The sequence below is a fragment of the Halobaculum rubrum genome, from assembly GCF_019880225.1.
GTDB classification, from domain to species: domain Archaea; phylum Halobacteriota; class Halobacteria; order Halobacteriales; family Haloferacaceae; genus Halobaculum; species Halobaculum rubrum.
Genome location: NZ_CP082284.1, coordinates 2224155 through 2243187 on the forward strand (window position 1 = coordinate 2224155; position 19033 = coordinate 2243187).

15 protein-coding genes are annotated in these 19033 nt (G+C 68.1%); 2 read left to right on the forward strand and 13 right to left on the reverse strand.

Going from position 1 to position 19033, the window contains the following annotated elements; all coding sequences use genetic code 11:
- Positions 1–47: 47 nt before the first annotated feature.
- The 7 genes from K6T25_RS11500 to K6T25_RS11530 all read right to left on the reverse strand — a co-directional run bounded on the left by K6T25_RS11500 (position 48) and on the right by K6T25_RS11530 (position 9320).
- On the reverse strand, positions 48–509 hold the full coding sequence (locus K6T25_RS11500) for a DUF5805 domain-containing protein (RefSeq protein ID WP_222914219.1): 462 nt from the start codon (positions 507–509) through the stop codon (positions 48–50).
- Positions 510–704: 195 nt separating this feature from the next.
- Positions 705–1685 (reverse strand): methyl-accepting chemotaxis protein, encoded by a 981-nt coding sequence (locus K6T25_RS11505; RefSeq protein ID WP_222914221.1) that lies wholly within the window; start codon positions 1683–1685, stop codon positions 705–707.
- 343 nt (positions 1686–2028) lie between these two features.
- Positions 2029–3471: an ABC transporter ATP-binding protein gene (locus K6T25_RS11510; RefSeq protein ID WP_222914223.1), complete on the reverse strand. Its 1443-nt coding sequence runs from the start codon at positions 3469–3471 to the stop codon at positions 2029–2031.
- Positions 3468–4571, reverse strand: coding sequence for an ABC transporter ATP-binding protein (locus K6T25_RS11515; RefSeq protein ID WP_222914225.1), 1104 nt, complete (start codon positions 4569–4571; stop codon positions 3468–3470). Before K6T25_RS11515 ends, K6T25_RS11510 begins: the two co-directional genes overlap by 4 nt.
- The gene (locus K6T25_RS11520; RefSeq protein WP_222914227.1) at positions 4571–6025 is read right to left on the reverse strand and encodes an ABC transporter permease; all 1455 of its coding nucleotides are present in this window, start codon (positions 6023–6025) and stop codon (positions 4571–4573) included. The genes K6T25_RS11515 and K6T25_RS11520 overlap by 1 nt, the downstream gene beginning before the upstream one ends.
- Positions 6026–6031: 6 nt before the next feature.
- On the reverse strand, positions 6032–7078 hold the full coding sequence (locus tag K6T25_RS11525) for an ABC transporter permease (protein ID WP_222914229.1): 1047 nt from the start codon (positions 7076–7078) through the stop codon (positions 6032–6034).
- An 88-nt stretch (positions 7079–7166) separates the two neighbouring features.
- Entirely contained in the window at positions 7167–9320 is a 2154-nt protein-coding gene (locus K6T25_RS11530) for an ABC transporter substrate-binding protein (RefSeq protein WP_222914231.1), read from the reverse strand.
- 210 nt (positions 9321–9530) lie between these two features.
- On the opposite strand from K6T25_RS11530, the gene K6T25_RS11535 reads away from it, so the two are divergent.
- Positions 9531–10496: a metallophosphoesterase family protein gene (locus K6T25_RS11535; RefSeq protein WP_222914233.1), complete on the forward strand. Its 966-nt coding sequence runs from the start codon at positions 9531–9533 to the stop codon at positions 10494–10496.
- A gap of 1 nt (position 10497) precedes the next feature.
- Positions 10498–11529: a carbohydrate kinase family protein gene (locus tag K6T25_RS11540; protein WP_222914235.1), complete on the forward strand. Its 1032-nt coding sequence runs from the start codon at positions 10498–10500 to the stop codon at positions 11527–11529.
- 78 nt (positions 11530–11607) lie between these two features.
- Here the strand turns inward: K6T25_RS11540 and K6T25_RS11545 are convergent, their stop codons facing one another.
- The 6 genes from K6T25_RS11545 to K6T25_RS11570 all read right to left on the reverse strand — a co-directional run bounded on the left by K6T25_RS11545 (position 11608) and on the right by K6T25_RS11570 (position 18693).
- Positions 11608–12417 (reverse strand): BtpA/SgcQ family protein, encoded by an 810-nt coding sequence (locus K6T25_RS11545; RefSeq protein WP_222914237.1) that lies wholly within the window; start codon positions 12415–12417, stop codon positions 11608–11610.
- A gap of 180 nt (positions 12418–12597) precedes the next feature.
- Positions 12598–14136 (reverse strand): ATP-binding protein, encoded by a 1539-nt coding sequence (locus tag K6T25_RS11550; protein WP_222914239.1) that lies wholly within the window; start codon positions 14134–14136, stop codon positions 12598–12600.
- 129 nt (positions 14137–14265) lie between these two features.
- On the reverse strand, positions 14266–15165 hold the full coding sequence (locus K6T25_RS11555; protein ID WP_222914241.1) for a phosphoribosyltransferase HisG-related protein: 900 nt from the start codon (positions 15163–15165) through the stop codon (positions 14266–14268).
- A 99-nt stretch (positions 15166–15264) separates the two neighbouring features.
- Positions 15265–17130, reverse strand: a complete 1866-nt coding sequence (locus K6T25_RS11560; RefSeq protein WP_222914243.1) for a midas domain-containing protein — start codon at positions 17128–17130, stop codon at positions 15265–15267.
- Between the two features lie 185 nt (positions 17131–17315).
- The gene (locus K6T25_RS11565; RefSeq protein ID WP_222914245.1) at positions 17316–17762 is read right to left on the reverse strand and encodes a universal stress protein; all 447 of its coding nucleotides are present in this window, start codon (positions 17760–17762) and stop codon (positions 17316–17318) included.
- A 79-nt stretch (positions 17763–17841) separates the two neighbouring features.
- On the reverse strand, positions 17842–18693 hold the full coding sequence (locus K6T25_RS11570; protein WP_222914246.1) for an MBL fold metallo-hydrolase: 852 nt from the start codon (positions 18691–18693) through the stop codon (positions 17842–17844).
- Positions 18694–19033: the final 340 nt, after the last annotated feature.

A 19033-nucleotide genomic window follows, 5' to 3' on the forward strand; every position in this document is an offset into this window, starting at 1 on the left:
GTCGCCGGCGCCGTCGGCGTCCTCGTCTTCCGGCCCGTCCGCCGCGCTCACGAGTCCACCAACACGTAGCCGCCGTCGCGGCCGCTGTAGCGAACCCGCCCCCGCGACTGGAGATCGCCCATCGTCTCGTCGACGCGTGCCTCGATGTCGCCGGCGACCGCCTCGACGAGTCCGTCGAACGACACGGCATCGCCGTCCGAGAGGGCGCCGAGGAGGTCGTCTTCGAGGCCGTTACCCCCAGGGTTCGAGGGGGGAGAACCTCCCTCCACGGTTGCGGAATCGGGTGCCGGTTCATCGCCGTCCTCGGCCGATCGCGACTCGACTCCCGCGGGCGGCCCGAACTCGTCGGCGATCCCGAGGTCGCGGCGGCCGGCCTGCACCATCGTCCGGAGGAACTCCGATTGGGACATGTCCAACCGTTCGGCGTCGGCCACCCACGCCTCCTTTTGGTATGCCGGCACCCGCGCTGTCACGGCGACTCGTTCGGTGTCGGCGTCCGCCTCGCTCATATCCGCATCTTCGCCGCGGAGTACATGAATCTGGTGCACTCCCACGTCCTACTGCCCTAATTCTGTATGTTTCATCTAATACGAAGTGGGGCATAGAGGCGTTCAAGAGCATAAAATCGGCCAAAAACTGCAGTATCGGCTGGCTCCATACGTGATGCAGAAATCTGTCTCTATATCTGTCCGACGGTGGCCCGATCAGTCCGCGGCGACGTGTTCCTCGACCAGCCGATCGATGTCGTCGTCGATCTCGTCGATCTCGTCCGTCTGGTCGTCGACCGCCTCGACGATCGCCGCCGTTCCGGACGCCGTTTCCTCGGTCGTCTCGATGACCTCCTCGACCATCGTGGTCACTTCCTCGGTGCCGGCGGCCTGCTCGTCGGTCGCGCGGGCGACCTCGTCGATCCCCTGATCGACTTCCTCGACCACCTCGTCGATCTCCTCGAAGGTCTCCGTGGCCTCCTCCACGGCCGTAACGCCCCGCTCGATCCGCTCGTTGTTCTCCTCCAGGCTCTCGACGGCGGTCTCCGTCTTCGTGTGGATCCCGTCGATCATCGACTCGATGCTCGCGGCCTGCTCCTGTGAGTCCTCGGCCAGCGATTTGATCTCGTCGGCGACCACGCCGAAGCCCTCGCCGCCGTCGTCGACGCGTGCGGCCTCGATAGACGCGTTGAGCGCCAGCATGTTCGTCTGTTCGGTGATCCCGTTGATCACCTCGATCACCTCGTCGATCTGCTTGACGCTCTCCTGAATGGCCTTCACGTCGTCGGTAACGCTGTCGGCCGCGCTGCTGATCGCCGTCATCGCGTCGGCGATCTCCTCGGCCGACTCCGCCCCCGACGCCGCGAGCTCGCGGGCGTCGGAGCTGGCTCCGGCGACCTGTTCGGAGGAGGCGGCGATCTGCTCGACGGCGGCGCTGAGGCTGCCGACCTCGTCGCCGACCTGTTCCATGGCTTCGTGCTGCTGAGCCACCTGCTCGCGGATCTCGTCTACCTGTCGGGCGATCTCCACTGACGACCCCTGTAGCTCCCCGATGGAGGTCTGGATCTCGCTTGCGGCGTCCACGTCGAACCCGTCGTTCCGGTCGACGTTGTCCCGGATCTCCTGGTCGATGTCGACGTCGATATCCTCGTCGATATCGCTCTTCGACGCCAACTCGTCGGCGTGTTGAGACGACATATACTCACCAGTGCTTGGCAAATAAAAAACGCTGTTTTGGAGGTATCATATCTGAGTACAGGCGTGATCGAGCGCGAGGTGGTGTGGCGTCGCATAAATCACATACTGCGATATCTATTCGAACCGCCGTCACTCCCACAGTTTCGGATCCGTTGTGTGTCATCTCACAGAGAGACCGACTGGGTGGGGTACTGTCCGGTGATTTTCGTCGTCGGGTAGAAACGGCAAGTCAAAAAATTCTCTGAGTGATAAGAATGACAAACAGCTGTACAACACCCGTTTCACACTTCACGACGGAGGAATAGAAGACACGCCTCAGATCCATCCTCCGAAACTGAGTCACTCAGTCGCCGTCGTACCGTCGAGCCATGACGGCATCGGGTGACTCGTACGCGTCCTCATGTCGGACGCACGCGCTGACCCGGCCGTCGTCGTCGACGACGTGACGGTCAGGGCGGCGCTCGTCGCAGACGGAACCGAACGTCCCCGTGAGGATCGCGGTCGCCTCCCCGTCGTTCCCGCGGCGCGCGGCATCGACGGCGTCTTCCACGGCCGTGCGTGCGTCACCCGACAGGAGCGGCTCGTCCGGACCGTCACCCTCGGTCGTCTCCCCGTCACCGGGGCGCCAGCCGAACAGGTCGGCGACCACGTCGTCGATGTCGTCGGCGGCAGCCGTCAGTCCGAGGCGGCGCCGCACTTGCTCCGTCAGTCCCGTCTCGGCGTTTGCACGCTCGCGAAACACCGTGTGCAGTGCGTCGAGGCGTTCCCAAGCGGTTCCCGAGAGGTGGTCGAACTTCTCGGGGCGGACCTTCGCAGGGCAGCGCGTCGCGAAGCGACAGCCGGACGGCGGGTCCCGCGGCGACGGGGGCGTCCCGCGCAGCGTCACGCGATCGCGGTCGGTCCCGGTGTGGCTGCCCGGGATCGCCGACAGCAGTGACAGCGTGTACGGGTGCGCCGGGTCGGTGTACACCGACTCGGTGTCACCCAACTCGACGAGGTCTCCGAGGTACATCACTGCGACCCGATCGGCGATGTGGCGGACGACCGAGAGGTCGTGGGCGATGAACAGGTACGTGAGTCCAAGCTCCTCCTGAAGATCCTCCAGAAGGTTGATCACCCGAGCCTGGACGCTCACGTCGAGCGCGGACACCGGTTCGTCGAGTACGATGAACTCGGGTTCGAGCGCGAGCGCCCGGGCGATGCCGACGCGCTGACGCTGCCCGCCCGAGAACTGGTGCGGGTAGCGGTAGTAGTGCTCCTCGTTGAGTCCGACGAGATCGAGCAGCTCGAACACCCGCCGTCTGCGTTCCGAGGCGGTCTCCCAGTCGTGGGCGTCCAGCGGCTCCCGGACGATCTCGCCGACCGTCATACGGTCGTTCAGGCTCGCCTCCGGGTCCTGGAACACCATCTGGGCGTCCCGCTGCCACTCGCGGAGCTGTTTCCCCGTGAGGCGCGCCACGTTGCGCCCGTCCGAGACGACCTCGCCGCCGGTGGCGTCCTCGAGTCCGAGGATGGTCCGGCCGAGCGTCGTCTTCCCGCAGCCGGACTCGCCGACGAGTCCCAGCGTCTCGCCGCGGCGGATGTCGAATGAGACGCCGTCGACCGCCTTGACCGGATCGTCGCCGAGGAACCCGTCGTCGTCGTAGTACTTCTTCAGGTTCCTGACCTCGACGAGGGGGTCGTCGGCCGTGACGTCCGAGTCGGCTCCGGCGGTCGACTCGACAGATCGACTCGCGTTGAACTCGCTCGCCGTCTCCGACTCCGTCGGCTCGTCGTTGCGGCTCACGCGCGATCACCGCCGTCGGCGACGGCGTCGCCGTCGGGGGTTCTTTCCCCCCGGGGATCGCCGGCGTCGAGATCGTGATCGTAGCCCTCCTCGTGGAGCAGACACGCCGCGGAGTGGTCGGGGCCGACCCGGACCGGCTCCGGGTGCACCCTGTCGCAGGCGTCGAACGCCTCCGGACAGCGGTCGGCGAACCGACAGTCGTTCGGTTCACTCGTCGGCGTCGGGACCTCGCCGCCGATCGTCGGCAGACGGTCGCCCGACACCGTTCGGCCGGGAATCGACGCCAGGAGCCCCCGCGTGTACGGGTGTTTCGGGGAGCCGAACAGTTCGGCGACGGGTGCCGACTCCACGATCTCGCCGGCGTACATGACGTTCACGCGGTCGGCGGTCTCCTCGATGACGCCCATGTCGTGGGTGATGAACATGATCGCGAGATCTTCTTGGCCTTGTAGGTCGTCCAGCAACTCCAGGATCTGCGCCTGGATCGTCACGTCGAGCGCGGTCGTCGGCTCGTCGCACACCAGCAGATCCGGGTCACACGCGAGCGCGACGGCGATGACCGCCCGCTGGCGCATCCCCCCCGAGAACTGGTGGGGATACTCGGTGACCCGGCGGCGTGCGTCCGGGATCCCGACCGACTCCAGCAGTCGGACGGCCTCCTCGCGGGCCGCCTGCCCACGCAGCCCCTGGTGGATCCGCAGGGTCTCGCGGATCTGATTGCCGACGGTGTACACCGGGTTGAGCGAGTTGCTCGGGTCCTGAAACACGATCGAGATGTCGCCCCGGTGGGTGTCCCAGTTGTCGTCGGTCAGTTCGTCGCCGCGGAACCGGATCGAGCCGGACTCGATGACGCCGGGGGAGTCGATCAGCCCGAGGACCGAGCGGGCCGTGACCGACTTCCCCGAACCGGACTCGCCGACGATCCCGAGCGTTTCGCCCTCCTCGACCGTGAAGGAGACGTCGTCGACCGCGCGGATCGTCTCCTTGTCGGTGTGGAAGACGGTCGTCAGCCCCTCGACCTCGAGGAGCGCGTCGCCGCCGTCCGCCGGGGCAGCCTCATCGACTATCTCTCCCGCGTGCGCGTCGTCGTCGGCCGCCATCAGGCACCACCTCCGCGACCACTGGCGGCGCCCTGGTCTTCGGCGTCGGACTCGGGATCGATCGCGTCGCGGATCCCGTCGCCGAGAGCGTTGAACCCGGTCACGACGAGCGTGATCAGGATCCCCGGGATGAGCGAGATGTGCCAGGAGGCGGTCGTCACGTAGTCCTGTCCGGCGTTGACCGCCCGTCCCCACTCGGGGGTGGGCGGGTTGACACCCAACCCGAGGAACGACAGGCCGGCGATGGCGATGATCGCGCCGCCGAGCGTCATCGACCCGTACACGAGCACGTAGCCGGTGATGTACGGGAGCATGTGTTTTCGCATGATCGCCGTGGGCGTCTGTCCGAACGACTTCGCGGCGTCGACCCACTCCCGGTTCGACACCTGCAGCGCCGGGCCGCGGAACGAGCGCCACATCGCCGGCCAGCCGGTGCCCGCGAAGATCAACGCGAGCACGAACGCCCCCGAGTATATCTTCCCGATCCACGTTCCAGAGAGGATCACCGAGAGCATGATGAGCAGGAGCAACTGCGGCATCCCCAGGACCGCGTCCGAGACGAGCACCGCCCCGAGATCGACTTTTCCGCGGTAGTACGCCGACAGGAGCGCGAGGACGATCGCGACCGACACGGAGAGCCCGACCGAGACGAGCCCGATCACGAGCGAGATCCGCGACCCGTGGGCGATGAACGTGAACAAGTCCTTGCCGCTCGGGAGCGTCCCGAACGGATGGATCCGGCCGTAGTCGTCGTACTGCATCGGACCGACGTTCTCCTGTGGCGTCCCTTGCGACTGCGACCCCAGGTTCGCCTGTCCGACCGTCACGGTCTGGGTTCCGCCGTCGGCCCAATAGGTGACCTCGTGTCCATAGGGGTCTTCGAGGTTCGCGGCCGTCGTCGTGGGACCGAGCGCCGGCGCGAACAGGACCATCACGAAGAACATCACGACGACGGCGACGCCGAACAGCCCCCACTTGTGACTCCGGAACCGGTCGACGACGTCGTCGCGCGGCGTCCAGTCGGCGATCCGGTAATAGGTTCGATACCGCTCGTAGCCGACCCACACCCACGCCAACGCCGCGAACGAGTACGCGTAGATGAGCGCCGCCCGGAGCAGCCACGCCAGGTCCGGCGACAGGCCGAGGAACGTCCCGACGTAGCCGCTCCCGTCGTAGTATCCCTGATTCGGAATCGTCTCGCGTGAGAGGAGCGTCGGAACGCCCTCGGCCGCCCGTTCGAGCGCGAGCACCGTAGCGGGGACGGCGACGCCGGGCAGCGCGGACGCGGCGTCCGCCAGCAGCGCCGAAAGGAACTGCGCGACCGCGCCGGCCTGGAGGGCGAACAGTACGGCCGCGACCCCCACCCAGACCGCCGCAGGGCGGGGGTTCGCGGTGATCCGGTCTCGAAGCGGTTCAGCCTCGCTGTCGGTGTAGGTTCTGGTAGGTGTCGCCATGTGGAGTCAGGTCCCCTCGTATCCGACACGCGGGTCGATCAGCGTGTAGAGGATGTCCTGTGCGATGTTGATCGTGAGCATGAGCACGATAAACACGAACATCAGCGATCCCACGAGCGGCAGGTCGCCCTGGATCGCGGCGTCGAAGAACAGCTTCCCCATCCCGTTGATACCGAACACCTGCTCGACGAGCACGCTCCCGCCGATGAGGAGGAACGCCTCGGTGGTGATCACGGGAACCAGCGGGACGAGCGCGTTGCGGAACACGTGCTTCCAGACGATCGCCCGTCCGGGGATCCCACGTGCGCGAGCGAAGTCGACGTACTGCTCGTTTTTCGTCTCCAGAACCGCCGTCCGTCCGATACGCATCTCGTTGCCCATCGACGCCGACCCCAACACGAGCGCGGCCGGGAGGATCTTCTTGATCGCCGCGAGCGTCTCCCGCGGCTGCGTGAAGAGGGCGAGGGGGTCGCCGGCCATGTACGACAGGCCGGGGTTGCCGGTTACGCCGGACGGGAGGGTGATCAGGAACGTGTCCCAGTCGAAGCCGAACAGCGACTCCGACCCGACCAGCAGCGCGAGGAGGATCACCGCGAGCCAGAAGTTCGGCATCGCGCGCCAGACGATCCCCGAGACGGAGGCGATGTAGTCGGCGACCGTGTTCGACCGGATCCCGGCGTAGAAGCCCAACGGCACGCCGATGCAGATGGCGATGAGCACCGACCAGAAGCCGAGCCAGACGGTGCGCGGGAGGAAATCCAGCACCAACGCGCCGACGTTGGAGCCGGTGTACACCAGCCACGTCTGTCCGAGATCGAGCGTGAACAGGTTCCACATCCAGTCGACGTAGTGCTGTAACGGGGGTTGATCGAGGCCGAGTTCGGTCCGGGCCGCCTCGTATTTCGCCTCCGTGAGTCGCTCGTTTCCGCTCAGGAGGTTGGCGGCCGGGTCCACGGGACCCTGGTAGATGATGAACCAGGTCATACTGGTTCCCAACCACAGGACCGGGACGGACATGAGAACGCGCTTGACGATGTATTTCAGCCGGTTCATGTGTTTCGGGAGGTCAGGGGGTCTCGTTGGTCACTTCGATCGCACTACAAAAATACTGTTGAATCGAGGAGGCCGGCGCTCGATCGTGTCAGTTGCCGTCCTGGTCCTCGAGCGTGAGGGTGTTGAACGTCTGGTTCTCCATCGTCCCGGCCATTCGGACGTTCACCCGGTTCTGCCAGAGGCGCTGGGAGACGGAGTGGACGAGCGGGAGCTCCTGGACGGCGGCCCAGTTGACCTCCTCCTGGAAGTAGTAGACCTCGTCGCGTGCGCGGACCGCCTCGTCGCTCGGTCCGCGGTTGTCGAGGTACGTGTCCCACTCGCGGTCCGACTCCGGCATCAGCGGGTCGAACGGTGCCTGCGTGGACTCTGCCCCGTCGTGGCTGTACCCCGCGGCGTCGAGCGCCGACTCCAGCTCGTCGGGAGTGACGTCCTCGATGGCGACGCGAACCCGGTTGTTCTCGGTGTCGACCTTCACGTGGTCCTCGGGGAAGTCGCCGTCGAGCTCCGCGTAGACGTTCGAACGGACGGTGTCTCCGTCGTCGCCGCCGAGGTCGACCCCCTCGGCGACGACCTGGTACGTCCACCGGGTGAACATCCCGCTGGCGCTGTCGTACGGCGGGATGAACCGGAGGAAGTTGTCCGACTCCGGCCACTCCATCCCGTCGCCCAGCGAGAACATGTCCATCGCCCCGTCGAGGGCCTGCCCGATGATCGTCCCGAAGTCGGCCTTGACGATGTTGATGTCGATGTAGGCGGCCGTCGCCTTGTCGCGCAGCGTCTGGGCGATCGATTCCCAGGCGCCGTCGCCGGAGAACACCGTGAACTCGATCTCCGCGCGGTTGTCCTCACCGTAGCCGGCCTCCTCCATGACGCGCTGTGCCTCGCCGATGCGGGCCTCGCCGACGCCGTACGGGTAGCCGTCCGAGAACTGATCCATCCGGTTGCGGTGCCCGTCCTGGTAGTGCTTGTTGTAGTTCTCGCCGGGGTTCTCGCCCTCCCGGGCCATGAACGCGCCCGGCGGTGTGAGGTGGTATGCCGCGGGCTGGAGCCCCTTGTACACGTCTTGGGAGATACGATCCTGGTTGATCAGGTAGGCGATCGCCTTGCGGACCGGCTTCGGGGTCCGCGCGGCGTTGAACACGAGGTAATCCGTCGACAGCGTCGGAGCTTCCCCGTAGTTGGCGGTGTTCCCGTTGTCGAGTTCGTAGGTGCCCGTCCGGTAGGTGCCGCGGTTACGGTCGATGGACCGGCGGTCCGAGTTGAACGCCGCGGTCGGCATTCCCTCCAGAAGGATGTCGAGGTTTCCGTTCTTGAACCGGGAGAACCGCGTCTGCTGGTTCCCGATCACGGTGTACACGATCTCATCGATATAGGGACCCTCGCCGTAGTAGTCCTCGAACGCCGACAGGCGGATCTGGTCGCCCTTGCTCCAGGCGTCGATCTGAAACGGCCCAGTGCCCGCGAAGTAGGGGCCGTCACCCGACGTGGAGAAGTACTCGTTGTACTCGTACTCGCCCTCCCACATGAGGCCGTCGACGCCCTCGTGGTCCTCGTAATCCTTCGGGTACGCGACCGAGCCCTCGGGGATCGGGGCGAACGTGCCGCTGGCGATCTGCGACATCGTGCCCGTGAACGGGGTCGCCATCGTGAACTCGAAGGTGTAGTCGTCCACCGCCTCGACGGCGAGCGTACCGGGGATGTACGCCGAGACGCCGTCCTTGTCGCCCTGTTTCTCGTGGGCGATGGCGAAGGTGTCGCCGACGATGTCGTCGGCGTTCCGGGTCTCCTCTGCGCCCGCGAGCCGCTCCCACGAGTACACGAAGTCCTGTGCCGTCAGCTCGTCGCCGTTGTGGAACTGGACCCCCTCCCGAAGCTGGAAGGTGTAGGTGAGCCCGTCGTCTGACACCTCGTAGTCCGTCGCGAGCCCGGCGACCGGCGGGAGGTCGCCGTTCTCGAACGTCATGAGCGTGCCGTTGTACTGGTTATAGCCCGCGCCCGACCCCTTGGCGTTTATCGGGTCGAGCGTCTGGACCGGACCGTTGGAGGCCAACTGGAGCGTCCCGCCGGTGTACTCCCGCTCCGCCTCCGGCGTCGACGTTGCCGTCGAGGTCGACGCCGGCGTGTCGGTGTCGGCTTCCGTCGACTGTTCGTCCGGTTGGTTCCCGGAGCAGCCCGCGAGCGCCGCCGCCACGCCCGAGCCTGCCGCGGTGAGAAAACGCCGCCGAGTGGTGTCCTCGGACATCACGTACATCCGTTACTTCGGGCATAATGTAACTTGTCATCTACAGTCCTATGTGTATATATAGGCACACAGATCGCTCTCTATTCCACACATCTGCATTTTCACGTATCGTCCATTATATACACTCACACGGCGAACCCGGTGCGATCGGTCCGCTCGCGAACGCCCGGGACCGGGACCGTTTTGAACCGGGTGTCCCACGCCACCGATATGGGTACACCGCTCGACAGGTCCGGCTCCCCCGAGGGCTCGCTGATGGCCTCGCTCGACCAGCCGTCCACCGACGAACGGACGCGCGTCGCCGTCATCGCCGACCCGCATCTCTCGACCGAGGAAACGGGCACCTCGAAGCTGTTCGACCGCACCGAGGAGCACGTCGCCACCGCCGTCGCGGATATCGCCGGCCGCGACGTGGACGCGACGCTGTGTGTCGGTGACATCACGAAGGACGGCGAGCCGTGGAACTTCGACCGGTTCGACGAGCTCGCGACGGACCTCGACGCCCCCTTCTACTCGATCCCCGGCAACCACGACGTGCCCAAGGAGGGGTACGACCACGAGAACCTCCCGATGGCCGAGTTCGAGGCGCGATACACGCCCGACGGTCAGGGCTTTCCGTTTCACGTCGAAGTCGGCGGGATCGACGTGATCGGCGTCAACACGGCGGGAACCGAGGAGTGGCTCTACAACTCGCACGCGGGGACCGTTCCCGACGGCCAACTCGACGAGTTGGACGCGATGCTTGCGGACGCCGACACGCCGCTCGTGCTCGCACACCACAACCTCCCCGCCATGTCCGAGCAGGTGCACGAGCACCGCGAATTGGCCGAGCCGGACATGTTCGTCCCCCCGGAGATGGACGACCCGGAGCCGTTCGTCGAGACGCTCGAACGCCACAACGCGCCGCTGTTGCTCACCGGGCACCTGCACATGCCCTCGGCCGCTCTCCAGGGGTCCGTCCGGGAGTTGATGATGCCGACGACGTGCTCGTTCCCGCAGGGGTACTGTCTGGTCGAGGTCGGCCCCGAAGGAACCGATGTGCGGTTCGTTCCGGTCACCGACTTCGATGGAATGGTCGTCGGCCACCGCGAGCGGTCGACGGACTCGGTGACCGCGCGGGGGCTGACCGGCATGGCGGCCGCCCGCCTCGCACAGTTCCCGCTGGTCGAGGAGTGAGATGACCGGCCGCGACGCCGCGGGCGACTCCGAGGGGGCACTCGCCGCTGACGCTCCCACAGACGCGCCCGACGACGGGGCGCCGGCAGATGGACCTGCCCCGACCGCCCCCGAGGTTGTCACCGTCGGCGCGGCGACCGTCGACCGAACGTACCGCGTCTCCAACATTCCGGAGCCGGACGGCGGCGCATACGCGGACGACATCGTCGAGGCGTTCGGCGGCGTCGGCGCGAACGTCGCGCTCGCGAGCAGCCGTCTCGGTCGCGCCGCCGGGCTGATCGCTCGGATCGGCGACGGCGACGTGGGCGACCGGATCGTCGCCGATCTCGACGCGAGCCGGATCGACGACAGCCGCGTCCGACAGAAGCCCGAGACGAGTACGCACTGCGTGATACTCCGAGACGGCGATGGGAAACGAAGCATCGTGACCGCCGGCGACTCCGCCAAACGACTCCGGCTGACCGACGCCGATCGATCGTCTCTCACGAACGCCGACGCGGCGTTTCTCACCGCCTACAACCCCGATCCCGTCCACCGCGACGCGCTCGATCTCGCGGGGCGGAACGATGCGCCGCCGTTCGTCTTCGACCTGTCGGGGCCGCTCGCCGAGCTGGCCGGCCGCGGCGCGCGCGAGGAGACGATCGACCGGTGGGTCGACGCGGCAGACCTGTTCGTCGTCGGCGCGGTCGCCGCCGAGCCGTACCTCGGTTGTACGGGTCGCGAGGCGGCCGAAGAACTCCGTTCTCGCGGCGCGCGTCGGGTCGCCGTCACGGCCGGCTCGGACGGGGCCGTCCTCGGCGACGAGGACGGGTTCCACGACCTGCCGGCGTTCGAGGTTCCCGTCGTCGACGAGACGGGCGCCGGCGACGCCTACGTGGCGGCGTTGATCGACCGCTGGGTGCTCGGCGGGGTCGACGCTCGCGAGGCGGGCCGCTTCGCCGCGGCCGCCGCCGCGCTGAACGTGACGGCGGAGGGTGCTCGCGGCGGGCTGGCGACCCGGAGGGAGGTCGAGACGTTCCTCGCTGAGCGGTAGTCCCCGATCGGCGGTTCACTCCCGCGGTTGTCTACGGATAAGCAAGGCGAGTGCCTCGGGGCTTGACCCCGAGGCTGTTCACGGCCGGGCGGCCTCGACGAGCTCCCGAACGCGGGCCTCGGAGACGGGGTTGCCCACGTCGCCGTCCTCCTTGAGCGCCGTGCCGACGACGACGCCGTCGGCGAGTTCGAGGATGTCGCCGACGGTGTCTGCGGTGACGCCGCTGCCGACCAGGATCGGCGTGTCGAGGTCGTTGGCGTCCCGGCGATCCACGGCGTGTTTCAGGTCCGAGCGCTCGGTCTCGTGACCGGTGCCGCTCCCGCTGACGACGACGGCGTCGGCGAGTCCGCGTTCGACGCCGTCGGCGACGGACTCGGCGGAGAACCCCCGGGCGGCGATCGGCGCGGAGTGTTTCACGTCGTGGTCGGCGAGCACCGCCACGTCCGCGTCCAGCCGCTCGCGCAGGCGCATCGTCTCGTGGGCCGACCCGTCGATGACGCCCTGGTCGGTCACGCGGGCGCCGGTGTGGATGTTCACACGAACGAAGTCGCCGCCGGCGGCCGCGGCCACCGACAGCGCCGCGTCCGCGTCGTTGCGGAGGACGTTCACCCCGACCGGCACGTCCGTAACCTCGACGACCGCCCGCGTCGCGCGGGTCATGCTCGCGACGACGTGCTTCGGCACGTCGTCAGGATAGAACGGCGCGTCGCCGAAGTTCTCGACCATGATCGCGTCGACACCGCCCGCCGCGAGCCGGCGCGCGTCGCGCTCGGCCGTCTCAAGTATCGTCTCGCGATCGCCGTCGTACTTCGGTGCTCCGGGGAGCGCCGGGAGATGGACCATCCCGATCACCGGCTGTCTGCCGTCCGCGAACAGTGACTCGAACATGGCACTCGCTACCTGCGGTCCCGGCGTTAGTCTGACGATCGGACCGGAGATCGCGTCGTCGTCTCTCGAACAGATCCCTGCCCCGACAGCGACAAATAAACTGTATTTCGCGATATAGAATCGGTCTGGCAGCCCAACCGTGCGGTCGACTCACAGTACCGAGACGACTGTCGCCCGATGCTAGGAGACGAACGAATCGAGCGTCCCCTGGCGGATCTCGAAACGTGCGCCGCCGGACTCGGATCTCGAGAGGTCGACACGCCAGTCGTGGGCGTCGACGATCCCCGAGACGATCCCGAGGCCGAGTCCCGTCCCGCCGTTCAGGGAGTAGCCGAACTCCAGGACGCGTTCTCGTTCGGCTTCGGGGATCCCGTTTCCGTCGTCGCTCACCGCGAATCCGCGGGCGTCCCCGAGTGCGTCGATGGTTACGGTCACCGACGGGTTCGCATGCTCGCTCGTCGGGTTCGAGTCGGAGCCAACGTCGCCCCCGCGCGAGCTCTCGCCGTCGACGGGCTCCGCGGCGGGTTCGGCTCGGAGCTGGTTCGTCCCCGAAGCGTGCTCGACGCTGTTCCTGAAGAGGTTCTCGAGCAGCGTTCGCACCCGCGCGGGGTCGCCGAGCATCATCGGGTCGGCTCGGACCCGCAACGTCGCATCCGGTGCGGCGACCGTCGCCCACGCGTCCCGCGCCGCCTCGCCGATCGACACCGGGACGGGGTCGGTGACCGGGTCGCTCACGCTGCGTAGCGACTCCAGCGACTCGACGAGTTCGTTCAGTCGGTCGACGCCGACGCTCAGCGCCGACAGGTGTTCCGCGGGCTCGTCGGCGTCGGCGGGGAGGGATTCCTCGGCGAGGAGGGCTCGGCCGCGGACGATCTGGATGGCGTTTCGCGCGTCGTGGGCAACCGCGCTCGACAGGGCCTCGAGTCGGTCTCGCTCCGTACGGAGCATCCGCTCGCGATCGACCCAGTCAGTCACGTCTCTGACGGTTCGACCGACCATCGGACGGCCGTTCGCCACGTTTCCCGGGACGTGGACGACGTCGAGGACGCGCGTCTCGTCGTTCACGTCCGCCTCGATGCGGTGCTCGTGTCGCTCGCCGTCGGCGAGGGCACGGTCGCCGTGGTCCCGGAGCGCATCCGACACGTCAGACGGAAACAGGTCGGCGTCGGTCGACCCGAGGATCCGCTGGCGGGGAAGACCAACGAGGTCGGAATAGGCGTCGTTGGCTGTTCGGTGCCGCCCGTTCGACAGCACCGCCATCGGCTGATCCGCCCGGTCAACAAGCAGTCGGTGCGGTCCGGCGTCCGCGTCCGCGGCGCAGTCGGACCCGTGTCTGTCGAGGATCTCGCGAACGCGCCGGGCGAGCGTCCGGGAGGGATCGGGGCGGTCCGCTCGGACGTACTCGGAGACGCCCGCCGAGATCGCGTCGCTCGCGAGTCTCTCGCTCCCTGCGTCGGTGAACAGGACGAACGGGATCCCGTCGCGCTCGGCGCGCACCTCCGCGAGCAGATCGAGCCCGTTCCCGTCCGGAAGCTCGAACGCGCTGACCACGCAATCGACCTCCGGACCGTCGGTAACCGCGCCGACCGCCCCGTCCGTGGACGCGACGCTCGTCACCGTCGCATCCGTCAGGTCCCGGTCCAGTTCGTCCGCGACCCGGTTGCGGCTCCCGTCGCCCGGATCGACGTACAGAACGTGCGGGAGACGACTTGTCATCATACCATAGCTATTATTCAGACTACATAATAGTGGTCATTGTGTCCGAAGCACACGGCGAGAGCGTTGTCGACGGACTCCGGGAGGAGGACTCGGGAACGGTGTCGGGTGATGCCGTACGGCCCGGGCGACTCACTCGGGCGCCAGCGCGGTGTCGACGCCGCTGGCGAGCGCGATCTCGAGCGACCGGGTCGCACGCGTCGCCTCCGCCTCGTTTTCCATCAGGACGGTCTCGCTGGGGAACAGATCCTCGCCGAGCACGAGCCCGTACTCCCGGGCGGTTCCACCGGTGACGGTGAGGTAGATGCCGAGGCCCGTGTCGGCGATCGCCGCCTCCTCCTCCCGTCCGGCGTCGGGATAGACGAACTCCACCCCGTCGAGCGCGTCGGTGCCGAGGACCGCCTCCACGAGCCGCTCGTAGCGCGGCGAGATACACAGCGGTCCCTCGTAGTCGGCGACGAACGAGCGGTCGAGGTCGGCGCCGGCCGGGAGCGTTTCGGGCGTCGCCATCAGGGTGTGTCGGACAGTGTCGCCCAGGCCGGTCGCGATGCGCACGTCGGTGTCTCGGGGGTCGATCCGGGCGTTCACGTCGGCGAGGTCGGAGATGCCCTCGGGCTTCAGGCCCACGACTTCCTCCAACACGAGGTCCGCGGAGTCGAACCCCAGGGCGAACTCGTGGGTGCGAAGCGCGCGGAACGGCTCCTCGCGACCGACGAGGCGGACCTCGCGGCCGTCGATCGCGATCGGCGCCGAATCGAAGACGATGCGACGCGGGTGTCCCTCGCGGTCGTCTCGCACCAGCGTGTACTCGGGACCGCGACCATCCGGATCGCTGTAGGCTGCGAGCCGGTCGTACACGCCGCGCTCGTCGCGATCGGTGCCTTTGGTGATCGCTTTCTCGTACCGAAGCGTCGAGGACACGTCGTCGGCCAGCGCCGTCGCGTCGTCGCCGCCGACCGCCGCGAGCCGCTCCAGCGCTGCCTCCAGCGGTCGCCCCTTCCGGGGGACCGCGACGGAGACGGGTCTGCTCATTGACGGAGGGTGGTGACCCCGGTGCAAAAGCGGCGCGTTTCCGGCACGCCCCGGCCGACCCCGATGCGGGTCGTCGGACCTCCGGGAGGGGACCCCGTGTTACTCCTCGTCGTCGGCTCCGTCGCCTCCGGCCGCGCCGCCGGGACCGAACACCGAGGACAGACGCGTCCGGAACTCCTCGAACTCCTCGAGGTCGTCGTGGACCTCCTCCAGCTCCGCGCGCATCTCGGACAGCTCGTCGTCGACGAGCGCCGAGACCGACTCGACCTCCCCGCCCAGCGACGCCAGCTCGTCGCGCACCTCGGCGACGGCCTCGTCCTCGTCGGCGACCTCCTCGGAGAGCTCGTCGAGGTCGGCGCGGACCTCGTCGAGCGAATCCTCGAGCGATTCGGCGGTGTCGCCGACCTCGTCGCCCAACTCGTCGACGTCCTCGCGCAGCGTGTCGACCTCCTCGCGGAGGGAATCCGTCTCCTCGCGGGCGGCCGCCGCGTCCTCGCTGGCGGCCGACGCGTCCTCCCGAACCGACTCGACATCGTCGCGCATGGACGCGCGCTCGTCGGCGGCGTCGGCGACCTCCTCGCGGGTGTCCGCGATGTCGTCGGTCAACTCGTCGAGGTCGGCCTGCAGGCCGTCCATCCACTCGCTGGCGAGGCCGTTCTCGTCGACGAACTCCTCCAGCGCGTCCGAGTACGCCGCCATGTCCTCGACCTTGGACTGGAGCCGGGAGATGCGGGCGTCGACGCTCGTCGAGTGATCGAGCTCCAGTTCCTCCTTGAGCACCTCGCGGTCCTCCTCGGAGACCCTGCCGGCGCGAAGCTCCTCGGCGAGCGCCGCGGCGACGCCGCCGGCGGCGACCCCGGCGGCGCCCGTTCCTGCGGTAGCTCCGGCGGGTCGCTCCGTCTCATCGGTGTCCGCGTCGACCTCGTCGGTGTCACCCTCGTCGATGCCGTGGTCCGTGCCGACGACGGAGTCCGTCTCGGACGCTTCGTCGTCCGCGATCGCGGCGGCCCCGTCGTCGGGATCGCCGTGGCCTTCCGCCGTGTCGACACCGTCGTCGGCGGCTTCCCCGTCGAGGTCGTTCTCGCCATCGTCGGCCGCTTCGTCGTCGAGATCCAGCGGGCTGTCCGCGCCGGCTTCGACGCCGTGGTCGTCGTCGCCGGACTCGCCGTCGATGTCGGACGCCCCCTCGCCGTCCTCGTCCGGGTCGAGATCGAGCAGTCCGTCGGGGTCGTCCACGTCGTCGCCGCCCGCGTCGTCGCCGACCGCGTCCTCGACGGCCGGATCGTCGTCCACGCTCTCGGCGTCCAAGCCGTCGGCGCCTCCCTCGTCGCCCGTCAGGTCGTCGAGGACGGATTCGGGGGACTCCTCGTCCATCCGCTCGTCCTTCTGGGCGAGTTCGTCGTCGCTCGCGTCCGGCGCGAGCGGGTCGGTCGCCTCCCCGGCGCCCAGGTCCGATTCGGCGCCGGCGAGGTCGAGCCCGTCGGACCCCTCGTCGTCAGCGGCCTCGTCGTCGGCGTCGTCCCCGGCGAGCACGTCGCGGACGGCCTGCGAGGAGTCGTCGCCGATCACGTCGGCCACGTCGCCGACGGGGTCGTCGTCCTCCGACACCTCGGCGACGGTGGGCGCCCCGAGAAAGCGGTCGCCCTCGGCGGGGTCGTCGGTTCGGATCCCGTACACCGTGACCACCTCCTCGCCGGCGTCGAGCCGGCGGCGGTACTCGACGCGGTGGTCCTGATACGCCGTCCAGTGTTCGGACTCGAACTCCGGGTGGAAGCCGATGCGATCCATCGGGAAGTCCTCCGGGATCTCGTCGACGAGGCGGAACTCGGTCGCGCCCTCGCGGTCCGACCGGAGGGTGAACTCGATCGCGGGGACGGGGAACTCGTCGGCGGTGAATCGCTTCTCGACGGTGACGCCGTCCTCCTCGACGGTGACGACGCCTGTAGCATCGGGCCCCTTACTCATGGGTACATCGAGCCGAGTACAGTATAAAAATTCACCGGGCCGATTATCGCATCGACAGGCCGCGAGGCCGTCGCACAGCGGTCCGCGCGGTCCGACTCGTCGAGGTCCGGAGATCGCTTCAGTCCGCTGCCGGCGTCGCCATACATGCCGGCGGCGGTCCGCTCCGGATGTCGCCCCCGTGAGCGCTACGCGGTGACGACGGTGACGGGCATGTCGGCCTCGAGGATGATACGCTGGGTTTCGTCGCCGAACAGCGCCTTGCCGGTCGGCGAGCGCTTGCGCCCGGCGATGAAGACGTGATCGCAGCCGCGCCGGCGCGCCTCCGACAGGACGGTCTCGGCCCGGTCGCCGACCATGCCGACGGCCTCGTACTCGATGTCGACGTCCTCCAGCACCTCGCGCCCGATGTCGGAGGCGTACGCCCGAGCCCCTTCGAGGGCCTGACCGACGCCGTAGGTGGATTCACCCCGGGTCACCTCCGCGAGTTGCTTGCGCCGTTCGTCGTACTCGTCCTCGTCGGCGACGTACAACAGCGTGAGGTCGGCGTCGACGCCGGCGGCGAGCTCGCCGGCCTCCAGCGTCAGCGTCTTCGCGGTTTCGGTCGGTCCGACGACTGCGAGGGCGTGGTCCATGATGTCCGACTGTCGGGATGGCGTGAAAAATCCTGAGGGTTTGCGGGTGTCGACACGCGACGGGCGTCGCGGATGTTTCTCAGAGGTCGAGCCGGTCGCCGATCTCGACGACGTCGAGGCGCTCGGGGTACTCGAAGCCGCGGACGTGCTCGTGGAGCGCGGTCGGGTCGGCCGTCAGCCCCTTCCACATGTCCCAGTGGCTCGGGAGCATGCGGTCGGCCCGCAGCGCCTCGGCGACCTCGACGGCCTGGTTCTCGTCGCAGTACCAGCGCGTACGCTGCGGTTCGCGCGTCCGCTTGTCCGGGACGCGCCCGACGGATCCGAACGCGACCACCGCCAGATCGATGTCGTACTCGGCCCCGAGGTCGGCGAAGCCGTCGTGGGGCTTCGTGTCGCCCCCGTGGAAGACGGTCGTGTCGCCGTACCGGATCACGTAGCCGACCGGATGCGTCGCATCGGCGTCCGCGACCCCAACCACGTCGATGTCGAAGCCGCCGACGGAGAACGAGTCGCCCTCCTCGACCTCGGTCAGTTGCTCGTCGTCGACGTCCCAGTTGTCGGTCCAGCCCTCGTCGTCCGTGACTTCGAGAGAGTCGTCGGCGGCGTAGAAGTCGGCCCCGGAGTTCGCGAGGATCGGCGCCTGCGAGGGGCCGTGCGTGTGGTCGGTGTGCTCGTGGGTCGAAAACACCGCGTCGGCGTCGTACACGTCCCGGGGGTCGAACGGCACCGGGGTCATCCGGACCGTGCGCGGCGGGTCGCCCAGTCCGACGTACGGGTCGATCCAGAGGCTCGTCTCGTTTGCGCCCTTCAGGACGAAGCCGTTGCAGCCGAGGTACCAGACCGCCACGCCGTCGGGCTCGGCGGCCTCGATCGTTCGCGGGAGCCAGTCGCCCCAGTCGGACGTGATCGTCGGGTCGTTCGCGTCGCTCATGGCTCCCGCTTCCGGGTATGACCGGTAAGGCCTGTCGACTCGCCGCAGCCGCGGCTCGTTGGAGTGCGGCCCCGGTGACTCCCGTGTGTCTCGCTTTCGGAAGCGTTGGCTACCGGCGATTCCGGAAGCGTTCGACTACCGGCGACACAGCGTCCGGATAACAATCCGCCGTGCTACCATCCCCCGAAAGCATATGTCGAAGCACTCCACTGACACGAACATGTCTCCGGGAACGCATCGAACGCTCGAGTTCGCGGCGATGCGCGACAACATCGCCGAGTGCGTGGCGCTGGTCGACGCGCAGACGTTCGGTCGGTCCGCGAACTGAGGCGCCGGGGGT

Bases quoted from the DNA above. Each gene is read 5' to 3' on its own strand.
- K6T25_RS11500 (WP_222914219.1), bottom strand. From the start codon at position 509: ATGAGCGAGGCGGACGCCGACACCGAACGAGTCGCCGTGACAGCGCGG.
- K6T25_RS11505 (WP_222914221.1), bottom strand. From the start codon at position 1,685: ATGTCGTCTCAACACGCCGACGAGTTGGCGTCGAAGAGCGATATCGAC.
- K6T25_RS11515 (WP_222914225.1), bottom strand. From the start codon at position 4,571: ATGGCGGCCGACGACGACGCGCACGCGGGAGAGATAGTCGATGAGGCT.
- K6T25_RS11520 (WP_222914227.1), bottom strand. From the start codon at position 6,025: ATGGCGACACCTACCAGAACCTACACCGACAGCGAGGCTGAACCGCTT.
- K6T25_RS11525 (WP_222914229.1), bottom strand. From the start codon at position 7,078: ATGAACCGGCTGAAATACATCGTCAAGCGCGTTCTCATGTCCGTCCCG.
- K6T25_RS11530 (WP_222914231.1), bottom strand. From the start codon at position 9,320: ATGTCCGAGGACACCACTCGGCGGCGTTTTCTCACCGCGGCAGGCTCG.
- K6T25_RS11535 (WP_222914233.1), top strand. From the start codon at position 9,531: ATGGGTACACCGCTCGACAGGTCCGGCTCCCCCGAGGGCTCGCTGATG.
- K6T25_RS11540 (WP_222914235.1), top strand. From the start codon at position 10,498: ATGACCGGCCGCGACGCCGCGGGCGACTCCGAGGGGGCACTCGCCGCT.
- K6T25_RS11545 (WP_222914237.1), bottom strand. From the start codon at position 12,417: ATGTTCGAGTCACTGTTCGCGGACGGCAGACAGCCGGTGATCGGGATG.
- K6T25_RS11550 (WP_222914239.1), bottom strand. From the start codon at position 14,136: ATGATGACAAGTCGTCTCCCGCACGTTCTGTACGTCGATCCGGGCGAC.
- K6T25_RS11555 (WP_222914241.1), bottom strand. From the start codon at position 15,165: ATGAGCAGACCCGTCTCCGTCGCGGTCCCCCGGAAGGGGCGACCGCTG.
- K6T25_RS11560 (WP_222914243.1), bottom strand. From the start codon at position 17,130: ATGAGTAAGGGGCCCGATGCTACAGGCGTCGTCACCGTCGAGGAGGAC.
- K6T25_RS11565 (WP_222914245.1), bottom strand. From the start codon at position 17,762: ATGGACCACGCCCTCGCAGTCGTCGGACCGACCGAAACCGCGAAGACG.
- K6T25_RS11570 (WP_222914246.1), bottom strand. From the start codon at position 18,693: ATGAGCGACGCGAACGACCCGACGATCACGTCCGACTGGGGCGACTGG.